The organism is Nonomuraea ceibae (assembly GCF_019396325.1).
GTDB lineage: Bacteria > Actinomycetota > Actinomycetes > Streptosporangiales > Streptosporangiaceae > Nonomuraea > Nonomuraea ceibae.
On record NZ_JAHKRO010000037.1, the window covers coordinates 13,865 to 30,356 of the forward strand.

The following is a 16,492-nucleotide window of genomic DNA, read 5'->3' on the forward strand; positions in this document are numbered from 1 at the left end:
GTCACCGGGAATGCGGTTGGTTGCCGGGCAAGGGTGTACCTAGGTGCAATGTGAGAGTGCGCCTGGATCACGCACACTGGTGACATGCTCCGGAAGTACGGGATCGTCCTGGCGTTGCTGACGCTGGCCGCTTACGAACTGGTCGTGATCGTGGCCGCGTTCCTCACGGTCATGGCGACGTTCGGCCTGGGCATGGTGTTCCTGTTCCCGCCGGCGGTCCGGATGATCAGAGGGGTGACCGGGCTCACCAGGAAGCTGGTGCGCACCTCGTCCGGCATCGAGATCGAGGCGCCCTACCTGCCCCCGCCGCCGCCTCCGCAGCCGCAGTCCGACGGCATGTACCGCCACGGCCGGACCCTGTACAAGTCGCCCCGGGTGCCCGCCTGGAACGACCGGTGGAAGTGGATGCTCACCGACCGGGCGACCTTCCGCGACGCGCTGTGGCTGCTGCTCGACCCGCTGGTCAAGGTGGCCTTGGTCCCGTTGCTGCTGCTGATGCCCGAGCGCGGGCTCCGGCTGTACGGGCTCTGGTGCGAGCTGCTGCTGGGCCCGACCGCGGCCAGCAGGCTGGCCAGCCAGGTCAGCCACCTGAGCCGGGTGCGCAACCTGGCCGTCGACACGCAGGCCGCCGAGATGCGCCGCATCGAACGCGACCTGCACGACGGCACCCAGGCCAGGCTGGTGGCGATCGGCATGACGCTGGGCGCCGTCGAGAACCTGGTCGACACCGACCCGGCCGCCGCCAAGGCGCTGCTGGCCAAGGCCCGCGACGCCTCCGCCGAGACGCTGACCGAGCTGCGCCGGGTCATCCGCGGCATCCACCCGCCGGTGCTGGCCGAGCGCGGCCTCGGCGACGCCGTGCGGGCGCTGGCGATGGACAGCGCGCTCAAGGTGACGGTGGAGGTGGACCTGCCGCACCGGCCGGAGGCTCCCGTGGAGGCCGCCGCCTACTTCGCCGTGAGCGAGCTGCTGTCCAACGCCGCCCGCCACGGCGGCGCGACCCGGGCCACGGTCGACATCAGCACCAACGGCCCGAGCCTGCGCATCACGGTGAGCGACGACGGCTGGGGCGGCGCCGATCCCGCCAAGGGCAGCGGCCTGACCGGCATCGAACGGCGGCTGGCGGCCTTCGACGGCGTCATGGCGCTGCACAGCCCGCCCGGCGGGCCGACCACGGTGACGATGGAGCTGCCCCGGGTGCTGCCCGAATACTGGGCGGGCGACCTGCCCAAGCTGCCGCGCTGGAAGATGATCACCGTGGTCACCCTGTGGGCGACGGCCTGGTGCCCGCTGTTCCCGCAGGGGATCGTGACGGCCATCTTCAAGATCTTCGGAGTCGAGGAGAAGACCTGGTTCCTGGCGCTGCACCTGCCGGAGCCCTACCAGTGGCCGGTCATCGCGTTCATGGTCGTGCTCGGCACCATGATGTACGTGGCCGCGGTCGCCATCCCCGCCAACCACAACCGTGACCTGTGGATGTGCAACGCGACGCCGACCAACCTATGGTTCTGAGTGATGAACCGCGTACTCGTCGCCGAAGACCTCTATCTCCTCAGGGACGGCCTGGTCCACCTGCTGCAAGCGCACGGCTTCGAGGTCGTGGCCGCCGTGGAGACCGGCCCGGAGCTGCTCAGGGGGCTGCTGGAGCTGCGCCCTGACGTGTCCATCGTCGACGTGCGGCTGCCGCCGACCAACACCGACGAGGGCCTGCAGGCCGCGCTGGCCGCCCGCAAGCAGGTGCCCGGGCTGCCGATCCTCGTGCTCTCCCAGCACGTCGAGCAGCTCTACGCCCGCGAGCTGCTGGCCGACGGCTCCGGCGCGATCGGCTACCTGCTGAAGGACCGGGTGTTCAACGCCGAGCAGTTCGTCGACGCGGTGCGCCGGGTGGCCGGGGGCGGCACGGCCATGGACCCCGAGGTGATCGCCAAGCTGCTGGCCAGCAACGCCACCCACGAGCCGCTGGCCACGCTCACCCCGCGCGAGCGCGACGTGCTCGAAGCGATGGCCGAGGGGCGCTCCAACGCGGCCATCTCGCAGCGGCTGTTCCTCAGCGAGAGCGCGGTGGCCAAGCACACCGCGGGCATCTTCGCCAAGCTCGGCCTGGCCCCCTCCGACGACGACAACCGCCGGGTCCTGGCCGTTCTCGCCTACCTCAACAGCCGCTAGCGGGATTCTTTGTCGGTAGGCTCGGCTATTTTCTAGAGGGCAGGCCGCGAAGAAAGGGTGGATCAGGTGAAAATCCGGGTTAACCGTGACGTGCTGGCCGACGCGGTCGCGTGGGCGGCCAGGGTCCTGCCCAGCCGGCCCGTGACGCCCGTGCTCTCCGGGCTCCTGCTGGAGGCGGGCGAGGAGCTGAGCCTGTCCGCGTTCGACTACGACGTGTCGGCGCGCGCCCTGGTCGACGCCGACGTGGCCGAGTCCGGCAGTGTGCTGATCCCCGGCCGGCTGCTCGCCGAGATCAGCAGGAGCCTGCCCGCCGACGACGTCGAGCTGGTCACCGAGGGCCAGGAGGCGGTGCTCACCTGCGGCAGCGCCGAGTTCGGGTTGATCACCATGCCCGTCGAGGACTTCCCGAGCCTGCCCGCGATGCCGCCCGCCATCGGCGCGATCGGCGGCGGCGTGTTCGCCTCGGCCGTCGGCCAGGTGGCCCCGGCCTCCAGCCGCGACGACACGCTGCCGATGCTGACCGGCATCAGGGTCGACGTCGACGGCGACCTCGTCACGATGGCGGCCACCGACCGCTATCGCATCGCGGCCCGCGAGTTCGCCTGGCGTCCGGCCAGCCCCACCGCCTCGGTCTCGGCCATGGTGCCGGCCCGCGTGCTGGTCGAGGTGGCCAAGTCGCTGCGCGGCGGCGAGGTGTCGGTCGCGTTCGGCGACGGCGTGGCGGGCTTCGAGAGCGTCGGGCGCAGCACCACGGTGCGGCTGCTCGACGAGCAGTTCATCGACTACCGCACCCGGCTGACCGCCGACTGGTCGATCCGGGCCGACGTGCCGGTGGCGCCGTTCGTGGCGGCCATCAAGCGGGTGGCGCTGGTGGCCGAGCGCAACACGGCGATCCGCCTGTCGTTCAGCCAGGGCCAGGTGCGCATCCAGGCGGGCGGCGGCGACATCGGCCGGGGCTCGGAGGTGGTCGAGTGCGAGCTGCGCGGCGACGACATCCAGATCGCCTTCCAGTCGCAGTTCATCCTCGACGGGCTCGTCGGCATCGAGACCGACCTGGCGCGCATCAACATGGAGTCGCCGACCAGGCCCGCCCTGATCCAGGACGTGCCCGGTGACGCCGAGCCCGCCTTCCGCTACCTGGTGATGTCGCTACGGCTGAGCTGAGATCAGCCTGAAGACCCTCTTGAACTCGGCGTAGGTCTCCTCGCCGACGGCCTTGGCGTAGCGGTCCTCGATGGCGGCCACGATCGCGTCGGAGCGGGCCATCTCGTCGAGCCCCTTGCGGGTGGGCACGATGAGCTTGGCCCGGCGGTCGGCCGGGTCGGGTTGCCGCTCCACGTAGCCGAGCTCGACGAGCTCGTCCACGAGCGTGCCGACGACCTGCTTGTGCTGCCCCGACAGGGCGGCCAGGTCGGTGGCCCGGCTGCCTTCCTCGTTCAGGTAGGCCAGCACGGCCCCGTGGCGCGGCCTCAGCCGCGGATGCCCCTGCTCGGCAAGGGTGGAGAAGAGCTCTCGCTGCAGCCGGAAGAGCACGCGGCTGCTCAGGACCCCGATGTCGGGGTCGGCTTGCTTGTTGTCACTGCGGCGCACGGCCACATCCTCCTATTAGTCACCAAACTTGACCATCATTATTTCTTACTATACGTTGGCTGTATGAGCGGGACGCACCGGTTCCGCCTGATGAGAGAGAGCCGACATGACGATCTTGATCACTGGCGCGACCGGCACCGTCTCCAGTGCCCTGCTGCGCGCCCTGCCCGGCACCGACGACGTCCGCGTGCTCGTCCGCGATCTGGCCAAAGCGCCTGACGGCGTCGAGGCGGTGGCCGGCGACCTGGACCGGCCCGACACCCTGGAGCCCGCGTTCAAGGGCGTCGACACGCTCTGGCTGCTCACCGCGATGGGCCCGCAGGCGCCCCACGCCAGCATGAACGCCGTCTGGGCCGCCCGTCAGGCGGGCGTGCGCCACGTGGTCCGCATGTCGGCCATCGGCGCCTCCCATGACGCCCCCACCCGCAACGGCCGCCTGCACGCCCTGTCCGACGTGGAGCTGACCGCCTCCGGGCTCGACTGGACGATCATCCGCCCGGCGTTCTTCATGCAGAACCTCTTCGGCTCGATCAACGGCACGACCCTGTACGGGTCCACCGGCGAGGGCAGAATTGGCCTGATCGACGTGCGCGACATCGCCGAGTTCGGCGCCCGCGTGCTGGCGGACCCGTCGGCGCACCGGGGCAGGACCTACACGCTCACCGGGCCGGAGAGCATCTCGCTGCGCGAGGCCGCCTCCCGGCTGACCCCCGTCTACGGCACGCCCATCGGCTACGAGCCGGTCACCCCGGAAGGCGCCTACGAGGCGATGCTGGGCGCCGGGCTGCGCGAATGGGACGCGGCGGTCAACACCGAATACGCTCGCGCCTACGCGAGCGGCTGGGGCGACTACACCACCGAGGACTTCGCCGGCGTCGTCGGCCGTCCGGCGCGCTCCTTCGAGGAGTTCGCCGCCGACCACGCCGACAGGCTCAGGCCCTGAGCTCCTACGGCTCCGACTCCGTCAGGGCGATGAGGATGTGCTCCATGCAGGCGTGCCCGGCCCGCTCGGCGGCGCTGACGTCGCCGGCGGCGATGGCGCGGGCGATCGCGTCATGCGGGATGTAGCTCTTGTTGAGCGAGGTGCCCGCCGCGGTGATGCTGGCCCGCAGCGCCGCGGAGAAGTCCTCGTAGAGGTCGATGAGCACCAGGTTGTGGGTGGCGTGCGCGACCGCCATGTGGAAGGCCAGGTCGGCCTCGACGAACCGGTCGGGGTCGTCCAGCTCCCAGGCCCGGTCACGCTCGGCCAGCGCGGCCTCGATGAGCCGGATGTCCTCGTCGGTGCGGCGGGTGGCGGCCAGCCGGGCCGACTCGACCTCCAGCGCGCGGCGCACCTCGAAGATCTCCAGCTGCTCGGCCTGCCGCAGGCGCCTGAGCATGGCCCCCGAGAGCTCGCTGGTCGCCCGTACGTAGGTGCCGTCGCCCTGCCGGCACTCCAGGAGACCGGCGTGGGTGAGCGCGCGTACGGCCTCCCGAACGGTGTTGCGCCCGACTCCGAGTTGCTCGGCGAGCACGGTCTCGGTCGGGATCTTGCCGTTCATCGGCCACGACCCTGAGGTGATCTGTTCCTTGAGCTGGTCGATCACCTGGTCGACGAGCGAAGCCCGCTGCGCCGTACGCAGACTCACAGTCCGCCTCCTCCGGGGGAAACCAATCATCCTATGAGTCAATGACTGGGAAACCCTAGTGTATTCCAGCCGCTAAATGCTGGAGCCCCCGGAGGGTAGGTTCAGCGGGAAACTGTGGAATCGGCGGTCAGCCCGGCCAGCATGGAACGGACCCCGGCGGCTTCCAGCGCCTTACGATAAGCGGCGGTCTGCTGTGCTCGGTCCGCCACCTGGCCGTAAAGGTCGCCCAGCTCACGCCAGCAGCGCGCGGCGGGCCGGTCGGAGCCGAACGGCTGCCGGTTGCGCCCGGCGAGCAGCGTGTGGGCCGCCCCCAGGTGCGCCGACGGGTCGCCGCCCAGACCGATCGCGACCGTGGCGTGCAGCAGGTGCGCCTCCGCCGTGGCCGTGCCCGGGACGTCACGCAGCAGGCCGAGCGCCTGCGACGCGAGCTCGCCGGCCCGCACCAGGTCGTTGGCCCGCAGCCGGACCCGCGCGTGCGCGATCAGGCTCTCGCCGTGCTCGCGCTCGTTGCCCGGGTGGGCGCCGAACGTCCGCGCCGCCTGCTCGACCAGGCGCTCGGCCTCGTCGATCGGCGCCGTGGCCAGCCGCGCCCAGTGCATCGCCGTACGGGCGAGCTGCAGCGCGAGCCGTCGCTGACGGCCGGCGTTGATGGCGTCGTCGGCGAGCCGGACGGCCAGCGCGGAGTCCTCGCCCGCGGCCGCCGCGTTGCTCGCCTGCCAGAGCGAGCGCACCTCTCCGGAACGGTCCACATCATCGGGCGCCTCGCTGAGATCGAGCACCTTCTTGACGTAATCCAGCTCGGCGGAGTGGCCTTCGCGGTCGCCGCGCGCCTCGACCAGCACGGCGGCCAGGTCGACGGCGATCTCGCCCTGCGTGATGGACATGCGCTCGGCCTGCTCCAGCGCGCGGACGGCCAGGTCACGGGCGCGCAGCCGGTCGCCGGCCCGCTGGTAGCAGCGGCTCAGCGCGATCGTCAGCGGCAGGTCGGCCAGGCGCTCGGGATGCGCGGCGGCCTCCCGGCGCAGCCGCTCGAAGGCCTCGACGGCCTGCCCGAGCCGGCCCTGCGCCTCCAGCGCACGGGCCCTGCCGAAGCGGGCCTGCGCCGTGAGCATGGCGTTTTCCTCGTCGGCCGCTTTGACGATCTCCGTGTAGCGCTCGGCGGCCACCACCGGGTCACCGTGCTGCAGCTCCAGCTCGGCATGACGGAGCCCGAGCTCGGTGTCGATCCGTTGCCGAGGCTCGATCCCATGCAGGAGGAACTCGGTGGTGCATCCCAGCCTCTCGGCCAGGAGACGGGCGACGACGGGAGTCGGCGTGCGCTTGCCCGACTCGATCAGCGAGACGTAACTGTCCGACAGGTCGGGTCCGGCCAGCTGGGCCTGCGACATCCGCCTGTTCAGCCGCAATCCTCGGACGCGGTCACCGATGGTTCCCTGACTCGGCATCTCATCTCTCAAGGCGGGGAAGGGTCAACAACACGCAATGATTGCACGAAGTAGCCGAATCTGGTATCCCCGGGTGAAGAATTCCCCACCTGGAGATTAATCGTCTCCGTCATCCTTGCCGGGAAATAGCATCTGGCAGACCTCCAGGTACAAGGTCTCCGGATACGGAATGTACTCCACGTTGGACAGTGCCTGGTCCTGGCCGGCGGACTCCAGGATGAACTCTCCGTAGCCGAGCATGCGCCCAAGCAGAGATCGCTGGAAGCTCATGTCGGTGACTTTCGCCAACGGCATCATCGCCACTTTGCGCGTGATCAGGCCGGTGGTCAAGAGCATCCGTTTCGAGGTCACCACAAAGTAATCGACCGACCACTCCGCGACTTTCCATACGAAACGGATCAGCAGCAGCAGCCAGAGCCACCACACGACGACGAGGGCCGTGCCGCCCCCCTCGCCGCCGCCGAAGAATCGGCTGAGCAGTCCGGCGATGATCAGGCCGCCGAAGACCTCGGCGACCGGACGGAGCAGCACGGCTGGGTGACGCCGCACCATGATGACCTGTTGTTCGTGGGGGAGTAGGTAACGGTTGACCGACGACGGAGCAGAGTCCCCGTGGGTCACAAGTCTCATGCGAGGTTGTTCACGAATTGAGCCAGCGAGTCGGCCGCGTTGAACACGGTGTCGAACGCCCCTCTGACCGCGTCAGCGGCGTCCGCTGGTCGCGCGAACAGGTAGTACGCGACAAACGCGATACCACCGTATGTGAGGACTTTTTTGACCTGCACTGTCGCCTCCGTACCACTTACCCACTACACCCGCCGTATACATTACCCACCCTGTTGCCGGGGTAAAGGTGCTCTTGGCGAGCTAGTTATGATCTTGCCTAGCCTCGGTCACTGGCCACCAGAGCGAGGACGTGGAGGTGTTTGCGGGCGATCCGCTCGACGAGGCTGGGGTGGGCATAGCCGGTGACCTCCAGCGCCCCGTAATGAGCGGCCTCGACGCAGCGCGTCACCGTCGCGGAGGAGTGGACGCCCGCGAACTCCTCGCACAGGGCCGTCTCCACCTCCGAGTACGGGCTCGGATCCGCCTCGGTGCTCACGACGCCACCCCGGCGGTCTGAATAACGCTCATCGTGCTCCCCCACGCCCTGCGGAAGTTGCCTTCCTCACTCTACGTACCCACACAAGTACAGTATGTAACGAAGAGGTCGCGGCGCGTGGGTCGTTCAGACGACTCCGTAGAGGCGGTCGCCCGCGTCACCCAGTCCGGGGACGATGTAGCCGTTCTCGTTCAGCCGCTCGTCGAGCGCTGCCGTGACGACCCGGACGGGCTTGCCGGAGCTGGCGAACACCTTGTCCATGTACGCCAGGCCCTCGGGGGCGGCCAGCAGGCACAGCGCCGTGACGTCCACGGCCCCCCGGTCGAACAGGAACTGCACCGCGGCGGCCAGCGTGCCGCCCGTGGCCAGCATCGGGTCGACCACGTAGCACTGCCGCCCGGACAGGTCGTCGGGCAGCCGCGTCGCGTACGTCTCGGCCTGCAGCGTCGACTCGTTGCGGATCATGCCGAGGAAGCCGACCTCGGCCGTCGGCAGCAGCCGCGTCATGCCCTCCAGCATGCCGAGCCCGGCACGCAGGATCGGGACGACGAGCGGCGCCGGCTTGGCCAGCCGGACGCCCTTGGCCGTGGCTACCGGGGTCTGGACGGTCACGTCGGTGACGCGGACGTCGCGGGTGGCCTCGTACGCGAGCAGCGTCACCAGCTCGTCCGCGAGCCTGCGGAAGGTGGGAGAGTCGGTGCGGACATCGCGCAGCGTGGTGAGCTTGTGCGCCACGAGCGGATGGTCGACGACGAGGGTTTCCATAAGGGACAACGCTATCTTGTGTGACACGTACCGGCACGTTGTGGTCTTGGTTTTGATCACAATTTGGTCGGAGCGGCACACGACGGCAGGCCGGTTCTGGAACGATTGGAAACCGGCTAGAGGCTATGGTCCGACAGGGCCGGCTGTGGGGGATGGCGATGGCGATGACAGACGAAGACGCGCTCGATTTCGCCATCGTGGTCTACCGCGAGGACGAGTGCTGGGACGCCGAGCTGCTGCCGGTCGCGCTCACGTCCGACCTCCAGGGCCTGATCAAGGCCCTGCGCCAGCAGCCGAGCGAGAGCGGCACGATTGGCCTGGTCGCCGTGGGGGATGAGTTCTTCGTGGCGCTGCGCGTGCTCGGCGATCGGGTCGATGTCTTCCTCTCCGACATCGCCGCGTCCTGGGACTTCCCGCTGGCCAGGCAGGTTCTCGACTACCTCGACGTGCCCGTGCCCGACGAGGAGGAGCTCGACGAGATCCTGCAGGACGAGGACACCGCGCTGCCCGCCGGTGACCTGTCGATCTTCGCCGACCTCGGGCTCGACGAGATGGAGCTGGGCATCCTGTCCGGCGACGTCGACCTGCTGCCCGACGAGGTGCTGTCGAGCGTCGCCGCACGGCTGGGCTTCTCCGAGCCGTTCGAGCGTGCCATCGAATCGGTCTTCGACTGACCCCCTGGAGCGCACATGGCGGCCAACACCTTCTCTGCGGCCTTCGTCAAGACCGCCGGCGGCTGGAGTGGCGCCGAGGTCGACCTGCGTGACGCCGAGATCGTCGACGACCTGGGCGACGCCGTGACCGAGGCGCTCGGCCTGGCCGGCGACGAGCTGGCGCTGCTCTGTGTCGAGGTGGAGGACGAGTGGTTCGCCATCGTCCGCTACCGCGACGACGACGAGCCCCGGGTCTTCCTCTCCGACGCCCACGCGGTGCCCGCCGACCACCTGGGCGAGCTGTTCGCCGAGTTCGCCGGCGTCGTGCCCGACAAGGAGGGCAACGAGCTCGGCGTCCGCCCCGCCGGCGACTTCGAGCTCCTGTCCGACCTCGGCGTCAGCTCCGAGGAGCTGCTGGAGCTGAGCATGGAGGAGGGCATGCTGCCCGCCGACATCCTCTCCGTGCTCGCCGAGAAGCTGTCGTTCGCCGACGAGCTCGACCGGCTGAGATGAGCCACGAGGCCGCGATGCGCCTGGCCCTCGCCCAGGCCGCCGCGGCCGGCGCCCGCGGCGAGGTCCCCGTCGGCGCCGTCGTGCTCGGCCCGCGGGGCGAGGTCCTCGCCGAGGCCGGCAACGACCGCGAGGCGAGCGCCGACCCCACCGCGCACGCCGAGGTGCTCGCGCTGCGCGCCGCCGGCCGCCTGCTCGGGAGCTGGCGCCTGACCGGCTGCACGCTCGTCGTCACGCTCGAACCCTGCACGATGTGCGCCGGCGCCGCCGTCCTGTCCCGCGTCGACAGGATCGTGTACGGGGCCGTCGACGAGAAGGGCGGGGCCGCCGGGTCCCTCTGGGACGTGGTCCGCGACCGCCGGCTCAACCATCGGCCCGAGGTCGTCATGGGAGTCCTGGCCGGGGAGAGCTCCGAGATCCTTAAGAAGTTCTTCGGCACTCGGCGGATCCGGTAAGCTCGTCGGCGGTGGTGTCGCCTAGTGGCCGAGGGCGCACGCCTCGAAAGCGTGTGATGGGGCAACTCATCCGTGGGTTCAAATCCCACCACCACCGCTCACGACGAAGAGCCTCCCCGCGGGGAGGCTCTTCGCATTTGCGCACACGAAAAAGGGCCGCGGATTCGCGGCCCTTTTTCAGCTCGGCAGTTCGAGCACCCTGGCGTGCAGGATCGATCGCTGGTGCAGCGCCGCGCGCAGCGCCCGGTGCAGGCCGTCCTCCAGATAGAGATCGCCCTGCCACTGCACCACGTGCGGGAACAGGTCGCCGTAGAAGGTGGAGTCGGCGGCCAGCAGCGAATGCAGGTCCAGCATGGCCTTCGTGGTGATCAAAGAGTCGAGCCGGACCTGCCGCGGCGGTATCTGCGCCCACTCGCGGTTGGACAAACCATGTTCGGGATAAGGCCGTCCATCGCCGACCAGCTTGAAGATCACCCCCCTCATTTTAGGAGAGATTTCGAATACATGCGCTCTCGACGGTCGTCACAGCAGGTCGGAGGGGGCGCATCGGCCGGGCTGGCCGGTCTTGTAGCCGACCTGGAAAGCCGCCACGCGCTGTTGCGAACTGCCGTGGGTGAACGACTCCGGGTCGACCCGGCCGCCGCTGCGCCGCTGGATCCGGTCGTCGCCCACGGCCGCCGCCGCGTCGAGCGCCTGGGCGATGTCGGCGTCGGTGAACCGCTGCTCGTAGAAGCCGCCCTCGTAGGCGTTCCTGGCCCACACGCCGGCGTAGCAGTCGGCCTGGAGCTCGGTGGCCACCGAACCGCCGCCTTCCAGCGCGCCGAGCAGGTTCTGCACGTGGTGGCCGTACTCGTGGGCGATCACGTACGCCTGCGCGAACGGGCCGCCCTGCGCGCCGAACTGGGTGCGCAGCTGGTCGAAGAAGCTCAGGTCCAGGTAGACGCGCTGGTCGCCGGGGCAGTAGAACGGCCCGACGGAGGAGTCGGCCGCCCCGCAGGCCGTGCGGACGCCGCCCGTGTAGAGGACGGTCTTGGCCGTCGTGTATTCGGGCAGCTCCTTCTTCCAGTAGTCCTGGATGCTGTTGACCACGCCGACGACCTGGCACTTCTCACTCTGGTCGGCGTCCCTGCCGGTGCGGCACTGCTCGGCGAGGTTGGCGGGCGGCTGCCGCTGGGCGGGCTCGGGCTCGCCGCCGACGTTGCCGAGCAGGGCGAACAAGACGAACGCGATCAGCGTGACGATGCCGCCGCCGCCGATGACCATGCCGCCGGGGCCGCCGGGGAACCGGCCGCCGCCGCCTCGGCCGCCGGCGTCCTGCACCTGCGAGGCGTCGAGGTTGACGTCGTCCCTGAAATCCATGCGCGCCCCTTTCCTGGGGCTGGTCCGCTTCCCAGAAAGCCGTCCTGGGTAACATGCGACTATGTCGACCGGAATCGTAGGAATCGCGCTGATTTCTCTGGGAATGGTGCTGACCCCGGGACCGAACATGATCTATCTGGTCTCCCGGTCGATCTCCCAAGGCCGCCGCGCCGGCCTCATCTCCCTCGGGGGCGTCTTCGTCGGGTTCTCCACCTACCTGGCCGCCACCTGCCTCGGCCTGACCGCCGTCTTCGCGTACGTGCCCGCCGCCTACACCGCGCTGAAGCTCGCCGGCGCCGCCTACCTGCTCTGGCTGGCCTGGAACGCGGTCAAGCCCGGCGGCACCTCCGCCTTCGAGGCCCGCGAGCTGCCCGTCGAGGCGCCGCGGCGGCTGTTCGCGATGGGGCTGTTCACCTGCCTGCTCAACCCCAAGATCGCGATCCTCTACCTGTCGCTGCTCCCGCAGTTCATCGACCCGGCCCAGGGCCACATCCTGCTCCAGAGCCTCGTGCTCGGCTCGGCCCAGATCGCCGTCGGCACCCTGGTCAACGCGCTGATCGTGGTCACCGCGGGCAGCCTCGCCGTGTTCCTGGGCCGCCGCCCGCTCTGGGTCCGCGTGCAGAGGTACGTGACCGGCACCGTCCTGGGCATCATCGCCATCCGCATGGCCACCGACCGGTCCAAGGCCCTGACCGCCGCCTAGGCGTACTCAGGGGAAGTCTCAGGGACTCACCGGAGGTTCGCCCCGGCGCGATCGAGAACAATCGACGTCATGAACCTGAAGAGAACGGGCGCGATCGCGGCCCTGCTGGGGCTGGCCGCGATGACGGTGGGCTGCGGGGTCGTGGGCGGCCCGCAGCACGAGGACACGGTGTCCTACGACGTCACCGGCACGGTGACCGCGCTTCAGGTCGAGGCCGACTCGGGCGAGATCGAGGTGGTCGAGTCCGATCGGCAGGGCGTGCACGTCACCGAGCACCTCACCTGGAACAAGAGCAAGCCCACCCCCACCCACGGGGTCCACGACGGCACGCTCGTGCTCAAGTTCACCTGTCCGAGCGGCTGGGTGGGCAACCTGAGCTGCGAGGTCGGCTACAAGGTCGAGATCCCGCGCGGGCTGCGCGTCAAGGCCGGCAGCGACTCGGGCGAGGTGACGCTGCGCGGCCTGTCCGGGCAGGTGGAGGTGACCAGCGACTCCGGCGCCATCGAGGCCACCGGGCTCACCGGCAAGCAGGTCGCGGCCAGGACCGACTCCGGCGGCATCGACCTGGCCTTCGCCGGCGCCCCGGACAGCGTGGAGACGAAGTCCGACTCCGGCAACGCGCTGATCCGCGTGCCGGACGGGTCGTACAACATCACCGCCAAGTCCGACTCCGGCAACAAGGACGTCGGCGCCACGCACGACCCGTCGGCGGCCCGGACGATCCGCATGGTCACCGACTCCGGCGACGTCGAGGTCCGGGCCGCGTAAACGGTCAGGGCCCGTTCACTGGAGGGTGACGTCCCGCACCTGCCCGGCCGTCGCGCCCGCCTCGTCGTAGGCGGTCACGGTGACGGGCGGGGTGTCGATGACCTGGAGCGGCTTCCCCCGCGCGTCCAGGCGGCCGCGCCGGTCGGGGCGGTGCGTCGCGGGCACGCGCCCGACGAAGAACCCGTTCGCCACCACCGCGTCGGCCTGCCGCCCGGGGGACCACTCGATCGCCACCCGCCGCACGCCCGGCCCGACCCGACCGGCCACGACCCGGAAGTACCCGCTCCGCGGCCGTTCGCTGCGGATGGCGCGTTCGTCCGTCTGCACCACGTACGCGTCCACGGTGAGGTCGCCCGTCAGCCCGGCGGACAGGCCGCCGGGAGCCTTGTAACCCCAGTACGTGAACGCCGCCGGCTCGCCCAGTTCGCCCTTCGGCACGGGCGTGCAGAAGACGAACCCGGCCGTGCTGCCGAGCAGCGCCGTCGACCCCTCGCCGTCGGTGAAGCGCGCCAGCACCCGGAAGTCCTCGACGCCGCCCAGCTCGGGCAGCCGGCGGCCGGGGTCCATGCCGTGCACCGGGCCGCCCTCGGGCATGCAGTCGCGGATCATCCGCGCCTGCTCGGGGGTGCTGGCCGGCAGCTTCGCGACGGCCTGGTGGGTCTGGCTGCGCACGTCCCGACCGAGCAGCCCATGATCTTGGCGACCTCCGACTCGGGCAGGTCCTCGTAGTAACGCAGCACCAGCACCGCGCGTTTGCGCGCGGGCAGCGCGCGCAGCGCCTCCTGCATGGTGATGCGGGTCTCGATCTCGTCGGGCCGCTCGGTCTGCGGCCGGTCGGGGAGGGCCGCCGTCGTGTGCTCCCGGCCCCAGCGCGGACTGCGCCACCGGCTGACCTGCTCGTGGTACATCACCCGCCGCACGTACGCCTCGGGCGCGGAGCGGATCTTGCGCCAGCGGCCGGCGGTCTTCGCGAGAGCGGTCTGCAGCAGGTCCTCGGCCGCGTGCTGGTTGCCGGTCACGACATAGGCCAGCCGGATGAGGCTGTCCGAGCGAGCCGACACGAACTCGGCGAACTCGCTCTGGTGGTCGGAATGCAAGAGGCCTCCTCTGGTCTCACCCGCATAGATGCGGCGGAGGCGGCGGATCTATGGCGTGTCGCGGCTCAGTCGTTCGGCGTGGTCGCGGAACCAGTCGAGCATGAACCGGCCCGAGGCGATGCCGTAGGAGAGCGCGGCGCGCTGGTGGGTGGCCAGGTCGCGGTGCTCATCGGGGACGTTGAGGGCGTCGAGGCGCTCGTCGAGGTCCGTGAGGGTGGCGAGCTCCGCCTCGATGCGCGCCGTGATGCGGCGCATCACCGGCAGGCGTTCGGGCTGCTCGACCAGGCCGAGGAAGTAGAGCCTGGCCAGCGCCGCGGTCTCCAGGTCCGGCCCTGCCGGGTCCGCCGTCATCCAGGTGCGGAACTCCTCGCGGCCGGCGTCGGTCACGCGGTACACCTTGCGCCCGCGGCCGCCCTCGACGCTGGCCACCTCGATGAGCCCCCGGGCGAGCAGGCCGTCGAGGGCGCGTTTGATGCTGCCTGAGCTGGCGCTGTAGAAGAGCGCGACTCCACTCTCGAACGCCTTGATGAGGTCGTAGAAGCTCATCGGGATGATCAGGAGCAGACCGAGGATCACGTGGGCCACCGGCCGAGTCTAGCCCGGTTGACTCTCATAGACATGTCTAATAGATATGTCTATGAGAGATGTCTACGAGAGATAAGGGGTCGCGCTCATGGTTCCCGCCGACATCGACGCCCGCATGAACCGCCTGCTGGACAAGCTCGCCGCCCGGCGCGGCCTCCACCACGTCAACCTCGCCGTCGCCCGAGGGGACCGGCGCTGGTCCGGCGCCGCCGGCTTACCGGGCCCCGACACGCCGTTCTTCGTCGCCAGCGTGACCAAGCGGTTCATCATCACGCTGGTCCTCCAGGCCCACGAACGCGGCGAGCTCGCCCTGGACGCGCCCATCACCGCCTACCTGCCCACGGAGATCACCGACCGGCTCCACGTCCTCGACGGCGTCGACCGCACCCCTGAGATCACCGTGCGCCACCTGGCCAGCCACACCTCCGGGCTGCCCGACTTCTTCGAGTACCGAGGCGACGGCCCCAGCCTCTTCAAGCACCTGGCCGCCGGAGAGGACGTCTCCTGGACGTTCGAGGAGGCGATCGAGATGGCCCGGCGGCAGGGCCCGCACTTCGCGCCCCAGGACCTCACCGCCCCCAGGCAGAAGGCCCGCTACTCCGACACCGGCTTCCAGCTGCTCATCCGCATCGTGGAGACGGTCACCGGCCGGTCGTTCGCCGATCTGCTCGCCGACCGCGTCACCGGACCGCTGGGCCTGACGAGCACCGGGCTCCCGGACCGTCCCGTGCCCCTCTACGCCCGGCGCCGCCGCGTGGATCTGCCCGGCCTGGTGAGATCGTCCAACGACCTGACCAGCACCACCGGCGACCTTCTCACCTTCCAGCAGGCGCTGCTCAAGGGCGAGCTCTTCAAGGACCCGCGCACGGTGGACCTCCTCACCGAGCGGCGCAACCGCCTGCGCAACGTCCCCGTGCTCACGTACGGGCTGGGCACCATGTTCTTCACAGTGGGCCGCCTGGCCGCGCCGAGCCGCCACCCCGCCACGCTCGTGGGCCATTCGGGGGTCACCGGCACCTGGCTCTTCCACTGCCCGGAGCTCGACCTCCACCTGGCCGGCACCGTCGACCAGCTGGAAGGCAGGGCCGTCCCGTTCCGGATCATGGCCCGCTGCCTGAGCATCTGGCGAACCTGACCGTCAGCTCCCGTACTGCTTGGTGTCCGGGTGCTCGACGAGCAGGACGTGGGCGGTCTCCTCGGCGACGGGACGGTGCCGCATGCCCCGGGGGACGACGAACAGCTCGCCCGCCTTCAGCACCACCGGGTCCTGCTCCTCCAACTGGATCTCGAAGCTGCCGTCCCAGCACAGGAAGAGCTCGTCCTCGTCGTGGTGGTGCCACGGGAACTCGCCCTCCAGCCGGGCCAGGCGGACGACCGTGGTGTCGTTCACCGCGGCCAGCTGGTGCTGCTCGAAGGGGCCGGGGAGCGCGGCGGCGGCCTCGGCCACCGAGACCGCGGCAAGCCGGGGCGCAGCGTCATGTCGTGTGCTCATGCCACGATCCTCGCCGTGAGGACGGGCCGGCTACAGAGCCAATCCAGGCAGATTGGTCCTTTCGGCGGACCAATCCACTGGAGGGGAGCCTCTAGCTGCGGCGTCAGCCCTGACGCCGACCTCGCTGAACCTCCTGTATGCGGCACTAGTCTGATCCCGGCCGTTGATCGAATG

Annotated in this window: 22 protein-coding genes and 1 tRNA gene; 11 read left to right on the top strand and 12 right to left on the bottom strand. The window is 70.0% G+C overall.

The window, feature by feature from the left end; translation table 11 throughout:
- Positions 1 to 84 precede the first annotated feature (84 nt).
- The 3 genes from KME80_RS22915 to dnaN all read left to right on the top strand — a co-directional run bounded on the left by KME80_RS22915 (position 85) and on the right by dnaN (position 3,330).
- Positions 85 to 1,512 carry a sensor histidine kinase gene (locus KME80_RS22915; protein WP_219508167.1) on the top strand — a complete coding sequence of 476 codons (1,428 nt, stop codon included), beginning with the start codon at positions 85 to 87 and terminating at the stop codon, positions 1,510 to 1,512.
- Positions 1,513 to 1,515: 3 nt separating this feature from the next.
- Positions 1,516 to 2,166, top strand: coding sequence for a response regulator (locus KME80_RS22920; protein ID WP_219508168.1), 651 nt, complete (start codon positions 1,516 to 1,518; stop codon positions 2,164 to 2,166).
- Positions 2,167 to 2,232: 66 nt separating this feature from the next.
- On the top strand, positions 2,233 to 3,330 hold the full coding sequence (gene dnaN, locus KME80_RS22925; protein WP_219508169.1) for a DNA polymerase III subunit beta: 1,098 nt from the start codon (positions 2,233 to 2,235) through the stop codon (positions 3,328 to 3,330).
- Here the strand turns inward: dnaN and KME80_RS22930 are convergent.
- Positions 3,316 to 3,756: a MarR family winged helix-turn-helix transcriptional regulator gene (locus KME80_RS22930; RefSeq protein WP_219508170.1), complete on the bottom strand. Its 441-nt coding sequence runs from the start codon at positions 3,754 to 3,756 to the stop codon at positions 3,316 to 3,318. The genes dnaN and KME80_RS22930 overlap by 15 nt on opposite strands.
- Before the next feature lie 106 nt (positions 3,757 to 3,862).
- On the opposite strand from KME80_RS22930, the gene KME80_RS22935 reads away from it, so the two are divergent.
- Positions 3,863 to 4,699 carry an SDR family oxidoreductase gene (locus tag KME80_RS22935; protein WP_219508171.1) on the top strand — a complete coding sequence of 279 codons (837 nt, stop codon included), beginning with the start codon at positions 3,863 to 3,865 and terminating at the stop codon, positions 4,697 to 4,699.
- Positions 4,700 to 4,703: 4 nt separating this feature from the next.
- Here the strand turns inward: KME80_RS22935 and KME80_RS22940 are convergent, their stop codons facing one another.
- The 5 genes from KME80_RS22940 to upp form a co-directional block, all read right to left on the bottom strand.
- On the bottom strand, positions 4,704 to 5,384 hold the full coding sequence (locus KME80_RS22940) for a FadR/GntR family transcriptional regulator (protein ID WP_219508172.1): 681 nt from the start codon (positions 5,382 to 5,384) through the stop codon (positions 4,704 to 4,706).
- 101 nt (positions 5,385 to 5,485) lie between these two features.
- Complete coding sequence (locus KME80_RS22945; RefSeq protein ID WP_219508173.1) at positions 5,486 to 6,829, bottom strand: helix-turn-helix domain-containing protein; 1,344 nt, start codon at positions 6,827 to 6,829, stop codon at positions 5,486 to 5,488.
- A 96-nt stretch (positions 6,830 to 6,925) separates the two neighbouring features.
- Positions 6,926 to 7,459, bottom strand: coding sequence for a PH domain-containing protein (locus tag KME80_RS22950; RefSeq protein ID WP_219508174.1), 534 nt, complete (start codon positions 7,457 to 7,459; stop codon positions 6,926 to 6,928).
- A gap of 253 nt (positions 7,460 to 7,712) precedes the next feature.
- Positions 7,713 to 7,931, bottom strand: a complete 219-nt coding sequence (locus KME80_RS22955; RefSeq protein ID WP_219508175.1) for a hypothetical protein — start codon at positions 7,929 to 7,931, stop codon at positions 7,713 to 7,715.
- A gap of 126 nt (positions 7,932 to 8,057) precedes the next feature.
- Complete coding sequence (gene upp, locus KME80_RS22960) at positions 8,058 to 8,696, bottom strand: uracil phosphoribosyltransferase (protein ID WP_219508176.1); 639 nt, start codon at positions 8,694 to 8,696, stop codon at positions 8,058 to 8,060.
- A gap of 158 nt (positions 8,697 to 8,854) precedes the next feature.
- On the opposite strand from upp, the gene KME80_RS22965 reads away from it, so the two are divergent.
- The 4 genes from KME80_RS22965 to KME80_RS22980 all read left to right on the top strand — a co-directional run bounded on the left by KME80_RS22965 (position 8,855) and on the right by KME80_RS22980 (position 10,411).
- Positions 8,855 to 9,370, top strand: a complete 516-nt coding sequence (locus KME80_RS22965; RefSeq protein WP_219508177.1) for a tRNA adenosine deaminase-associated protein — start codon at positions 8,855 to 8,857, stop codon at positions 9,368 to 9,370.
- Between the two features lie 15 nt (positions 9,371 to 9,385).
- A complete protein-coding gene (locus tag KME80_RS22970; protein WP_219508178.1) occupies positions 9,386 to 9,862 on the top strand; it encodes a tRNA adenosine deaminase-associated protein in 477 nt (158 codons plus the stop codon).
- The gene (tadA, locus tag KME80_RS22975) at positions 9,859 to 10,314 is read left to right on the top strand and encodes a tRNA adenosine(34) deaminase TadA (RefSeq protein ID WP_219508179.1); all 456 of its coding nucleotides are present in this window, start codon (positions 9,859 to 9,861) and stop codon (positions 10,312 to 10,314) included. Before KME80_RS22970 ends, tadA begins: the two co-directional genes overlap by 4 nt.
- A 10-nt stretch (positions 10,315 to 10,324) precedes the next feature.
- Positions 10,325 to 10,411: transfer RNA gene (locus tag KME80_RS22980), tRNA-Ser, on the top strand.
- Between the two features lie 80 nt (positions 10,412 to 10,491).
- Here KME80_RS22980 and KME80_RS22985 read toward each other — a convergent pair.
- Together KME80_RS22985 and ypfJ are read right to left on the bottom strand one after the other, a co-directional pair.
- Positions 10,492 to 10,788 carry a type II toxin-antitoxin system VapB family antitoxin gene (locus KME80_RS22985; protein ID WP_219508180.1) on the bottom strand — a complete coding sequence of 99 codons (297 nt, stop codon included), beginning with the start codon at positions 10,786 to 10,788 and terminating at the stop codon, positions 10,492 to 10,494.
- 48 nt (positions 10,789 to 10,836) lie between these two features.
- On the bottom strand, positions 10,837 to 11,673 hold the full coding sequence (gene ypfJ, locus KME80_RS22990; protein ID WP_219508181.1) for a KPN_02809 family neutral zinc metallopeptidase: 837 nt from the start codon (positions 11,671 to 11,673) through the stop codon (positions 10,837 to 10,839).
- Positions 11,674 to 11,776: 103 nt separating this feature from the next.
- On the opposite strand from ypfJ, the gene KME80_RS22995 reads away from it, so the two are divergent.
- Together KME80_RS22995 and KME80_RS23000 are read left to right on the top strand one after the other, a co-directional pair.
- Positions 11,777 to 12,376 (top strand): LysE family translocator, encoded by a 600-nt coding sequence (locus tag KME80_RS22995; RefSeq protein ID WP_281427126.1) that lies wholly within the window; start codon positions 11,777 to 11,779, stop codon positions 12,374 to 12,376.
- 69 nt (positions 12,377 to 12,445) lie between these two features.
- Positions 12,446 to 13,144 carry a DUF4097 family beta strand repeat-containing protein gene (locus tag KME80_RS23000; protein ID WP_219508183.1) on the top strand — a complete coding sequence of 233 codons (699 nt, stop codon included), beginning with the start codon at positions 12,446 to 12,448 and terminating at the stop codon, positions 13,142 to 13,144.
- 15 nt (positions 13,145 to 13,159) lie between these two features.
- On the opposite strand, the gene KME80_RS23005 is transcribed toward KME80_RS23000, so the two are convergent.
- Genes KME80_RS23005 through KME80_RS23015 form a run of 3 tightly spaced genes read right to left on the bottom strand, consistent with a single transcriptional unit; the run spans position 13,160 to position 14,826 of the window.
- The gene (locus KME80_RS23005) at positions 13,160 to 13,816 is read right to left on the bottom strand and encodes a hypothetical protein (RefSeq protein ID WP_219508184.1); all 657 of its coding nucleotides are present in this window, start codon (positions 13,814 to 13,816) and stop codon (positions 13,160 to 13,162) included.
- A complete protein-coding gene (locus KME80_RS23010) occupies positions 13,750 to 14,241 on the bottom strand; it encodes a SigE family RNA polymerase sigma factor (protein WP_219508185.1) in 492 nt (163 codons plus the stop codon). Before KME80_RS23010 ends, KME80_RS23005 begins: the two co-directional genes overlap by 67 nt.
- Positions 14,242 to 14,289: 48 nt before the next feature.
- A complete protein-coding gene (locus KME80_RS23015) occupies positions 14,290 to 14,826 on the bottom strand; it encodes a PadR family transcriptional regulator (RefSeq protein ID WP_219508186.1) in 537 nt (178 codons plus the stop codon).
- Between the two features lie 88 nt (positions 14,827 to 14,914).
- Here KME80_RS23015 and KME80_RS23020 point away from each other — a divergent pair, with 88 nt between their 5' ends.
- Positions 14,915 to 15,961: a serine hydrolase domain-containing protein gene (locus KME80_RS23020; protein WP_219508187.1), complete on the top strand. Its 1,047-nt coding sequence runs from the start codon at positions 14,915 to 14,917 to the stop codon at positions 15,959 to 15,961.
- 3 nt (positions 15,962 to 15,964) lie between these two features.
- Here the strand turns inward: KME80_RS23020 and KME80_RS23025 are convergent, their stop codons facing one another.
- Positions 15,965 to 16,318, bottom strand: coding sequence for a cupin domain-containing protein (locus tag KME80_RS23025; RefSeq protein WP_219508188.1), 354 nt, complete (start codon positions 16,316 to 16,318; stop codon positions 15,965 to 15,967).
- Positions 16,319 to 16,492: the final 174 nt, after the last annotated feature.

Coding starts and splice junctions, on each gene's coding strand:
- KME80_RS22915 (WP_219508167.1), top strand. CDS start 85: ATGCTCCGGAAGTACGGGATCGTCCTGGCGTTGCTGACGCTGGCCGCT.
- KME80_RS22920 (WP_219508168.1), top strand. CDS start 1,516: ATGAACCGCGTACTCGTCGCCGAAGACCTCTATCTCCTCAGGGACGGC.
- KME80_RS22935 (WP_219508171.1), top strand. CDS start 3,863: ATGACGATCTTGATCACTGGCGCGACCGGCACCGTCTCCAGTGCCCTG.
- KME80_RS22945 (WP_219508173.1), bottom strand. CDS start 6,829: ATGCCGAGTCAGGGAACCATCGGTGACCGCGTCCGAGGATTGCGGCTG.
- KME80_RS22950 (WP_219508174.1), bottom strand. CDS start 7,459: ATGAGACTTGTGACCCACGGGGACTCTGCTCCGTCGTCGGTCAACCGT.
- upp (WP_219508176.1), bottom strand. CDS start 8,696: ATGGAAACCCTCGTCGTCGACCATCCGCTCGTGGCGCACAAGCTCACC.
- KME80_RS22965 (WP_219508177.1), top strand. CDS start 8,855: ATGGCGATGACAGACGAAGACGCGCTCGATTTCGCCATCGTGGTCTAC.
- KME80_RS22970 (WP_219508178.1), top strand. CDS start 9,386: ATGGCGGCCAACACCTTCTCTGCGGCCTTCGTCAAGACCGCCGGCGGC.
- tadA (WP_219508179.1), top strand. CDS start 9,859: ATGAGCCACGAGGCCGCGATGCGCCTGGCCCTCGCCCAGGCCGCCGCG.
- ypfJ (WP_219508181.1), bottom strand. CDS start 11,673: ATGGATTTCAGGGACGACGTCAACCTCGACGCCTCGCAGGTGCAGGAC.
- KME80_RS22995 (WP_281427126.1), top strand. CDS start 11,777: ATGGTGCTGACCCCGGGACCGAACATGATCTATCTGGTCTCCCGGTCG.
- KME80_RS23000 (WP_219508183.1), top strand. CDS start 12,446: ATGAACCTGAAGAGAACGGGCGCGATCGCGGCCCTGCTGGGGCTGGCC.
- KME80_RS23020 (WP_219508187.1), top strand. CDS start 14,915: ATGGTTCCCGCCGACATCGACGCCCGCATGAACCGCCTGCTGGACAAG.
- KME80_RS23025 (WP_219508188.1), bottom strand. CDS start 16,318: ATGAGCACACGACATGACGCTGCGCCCCGGCTTGCCGCGGTCTCGGTG.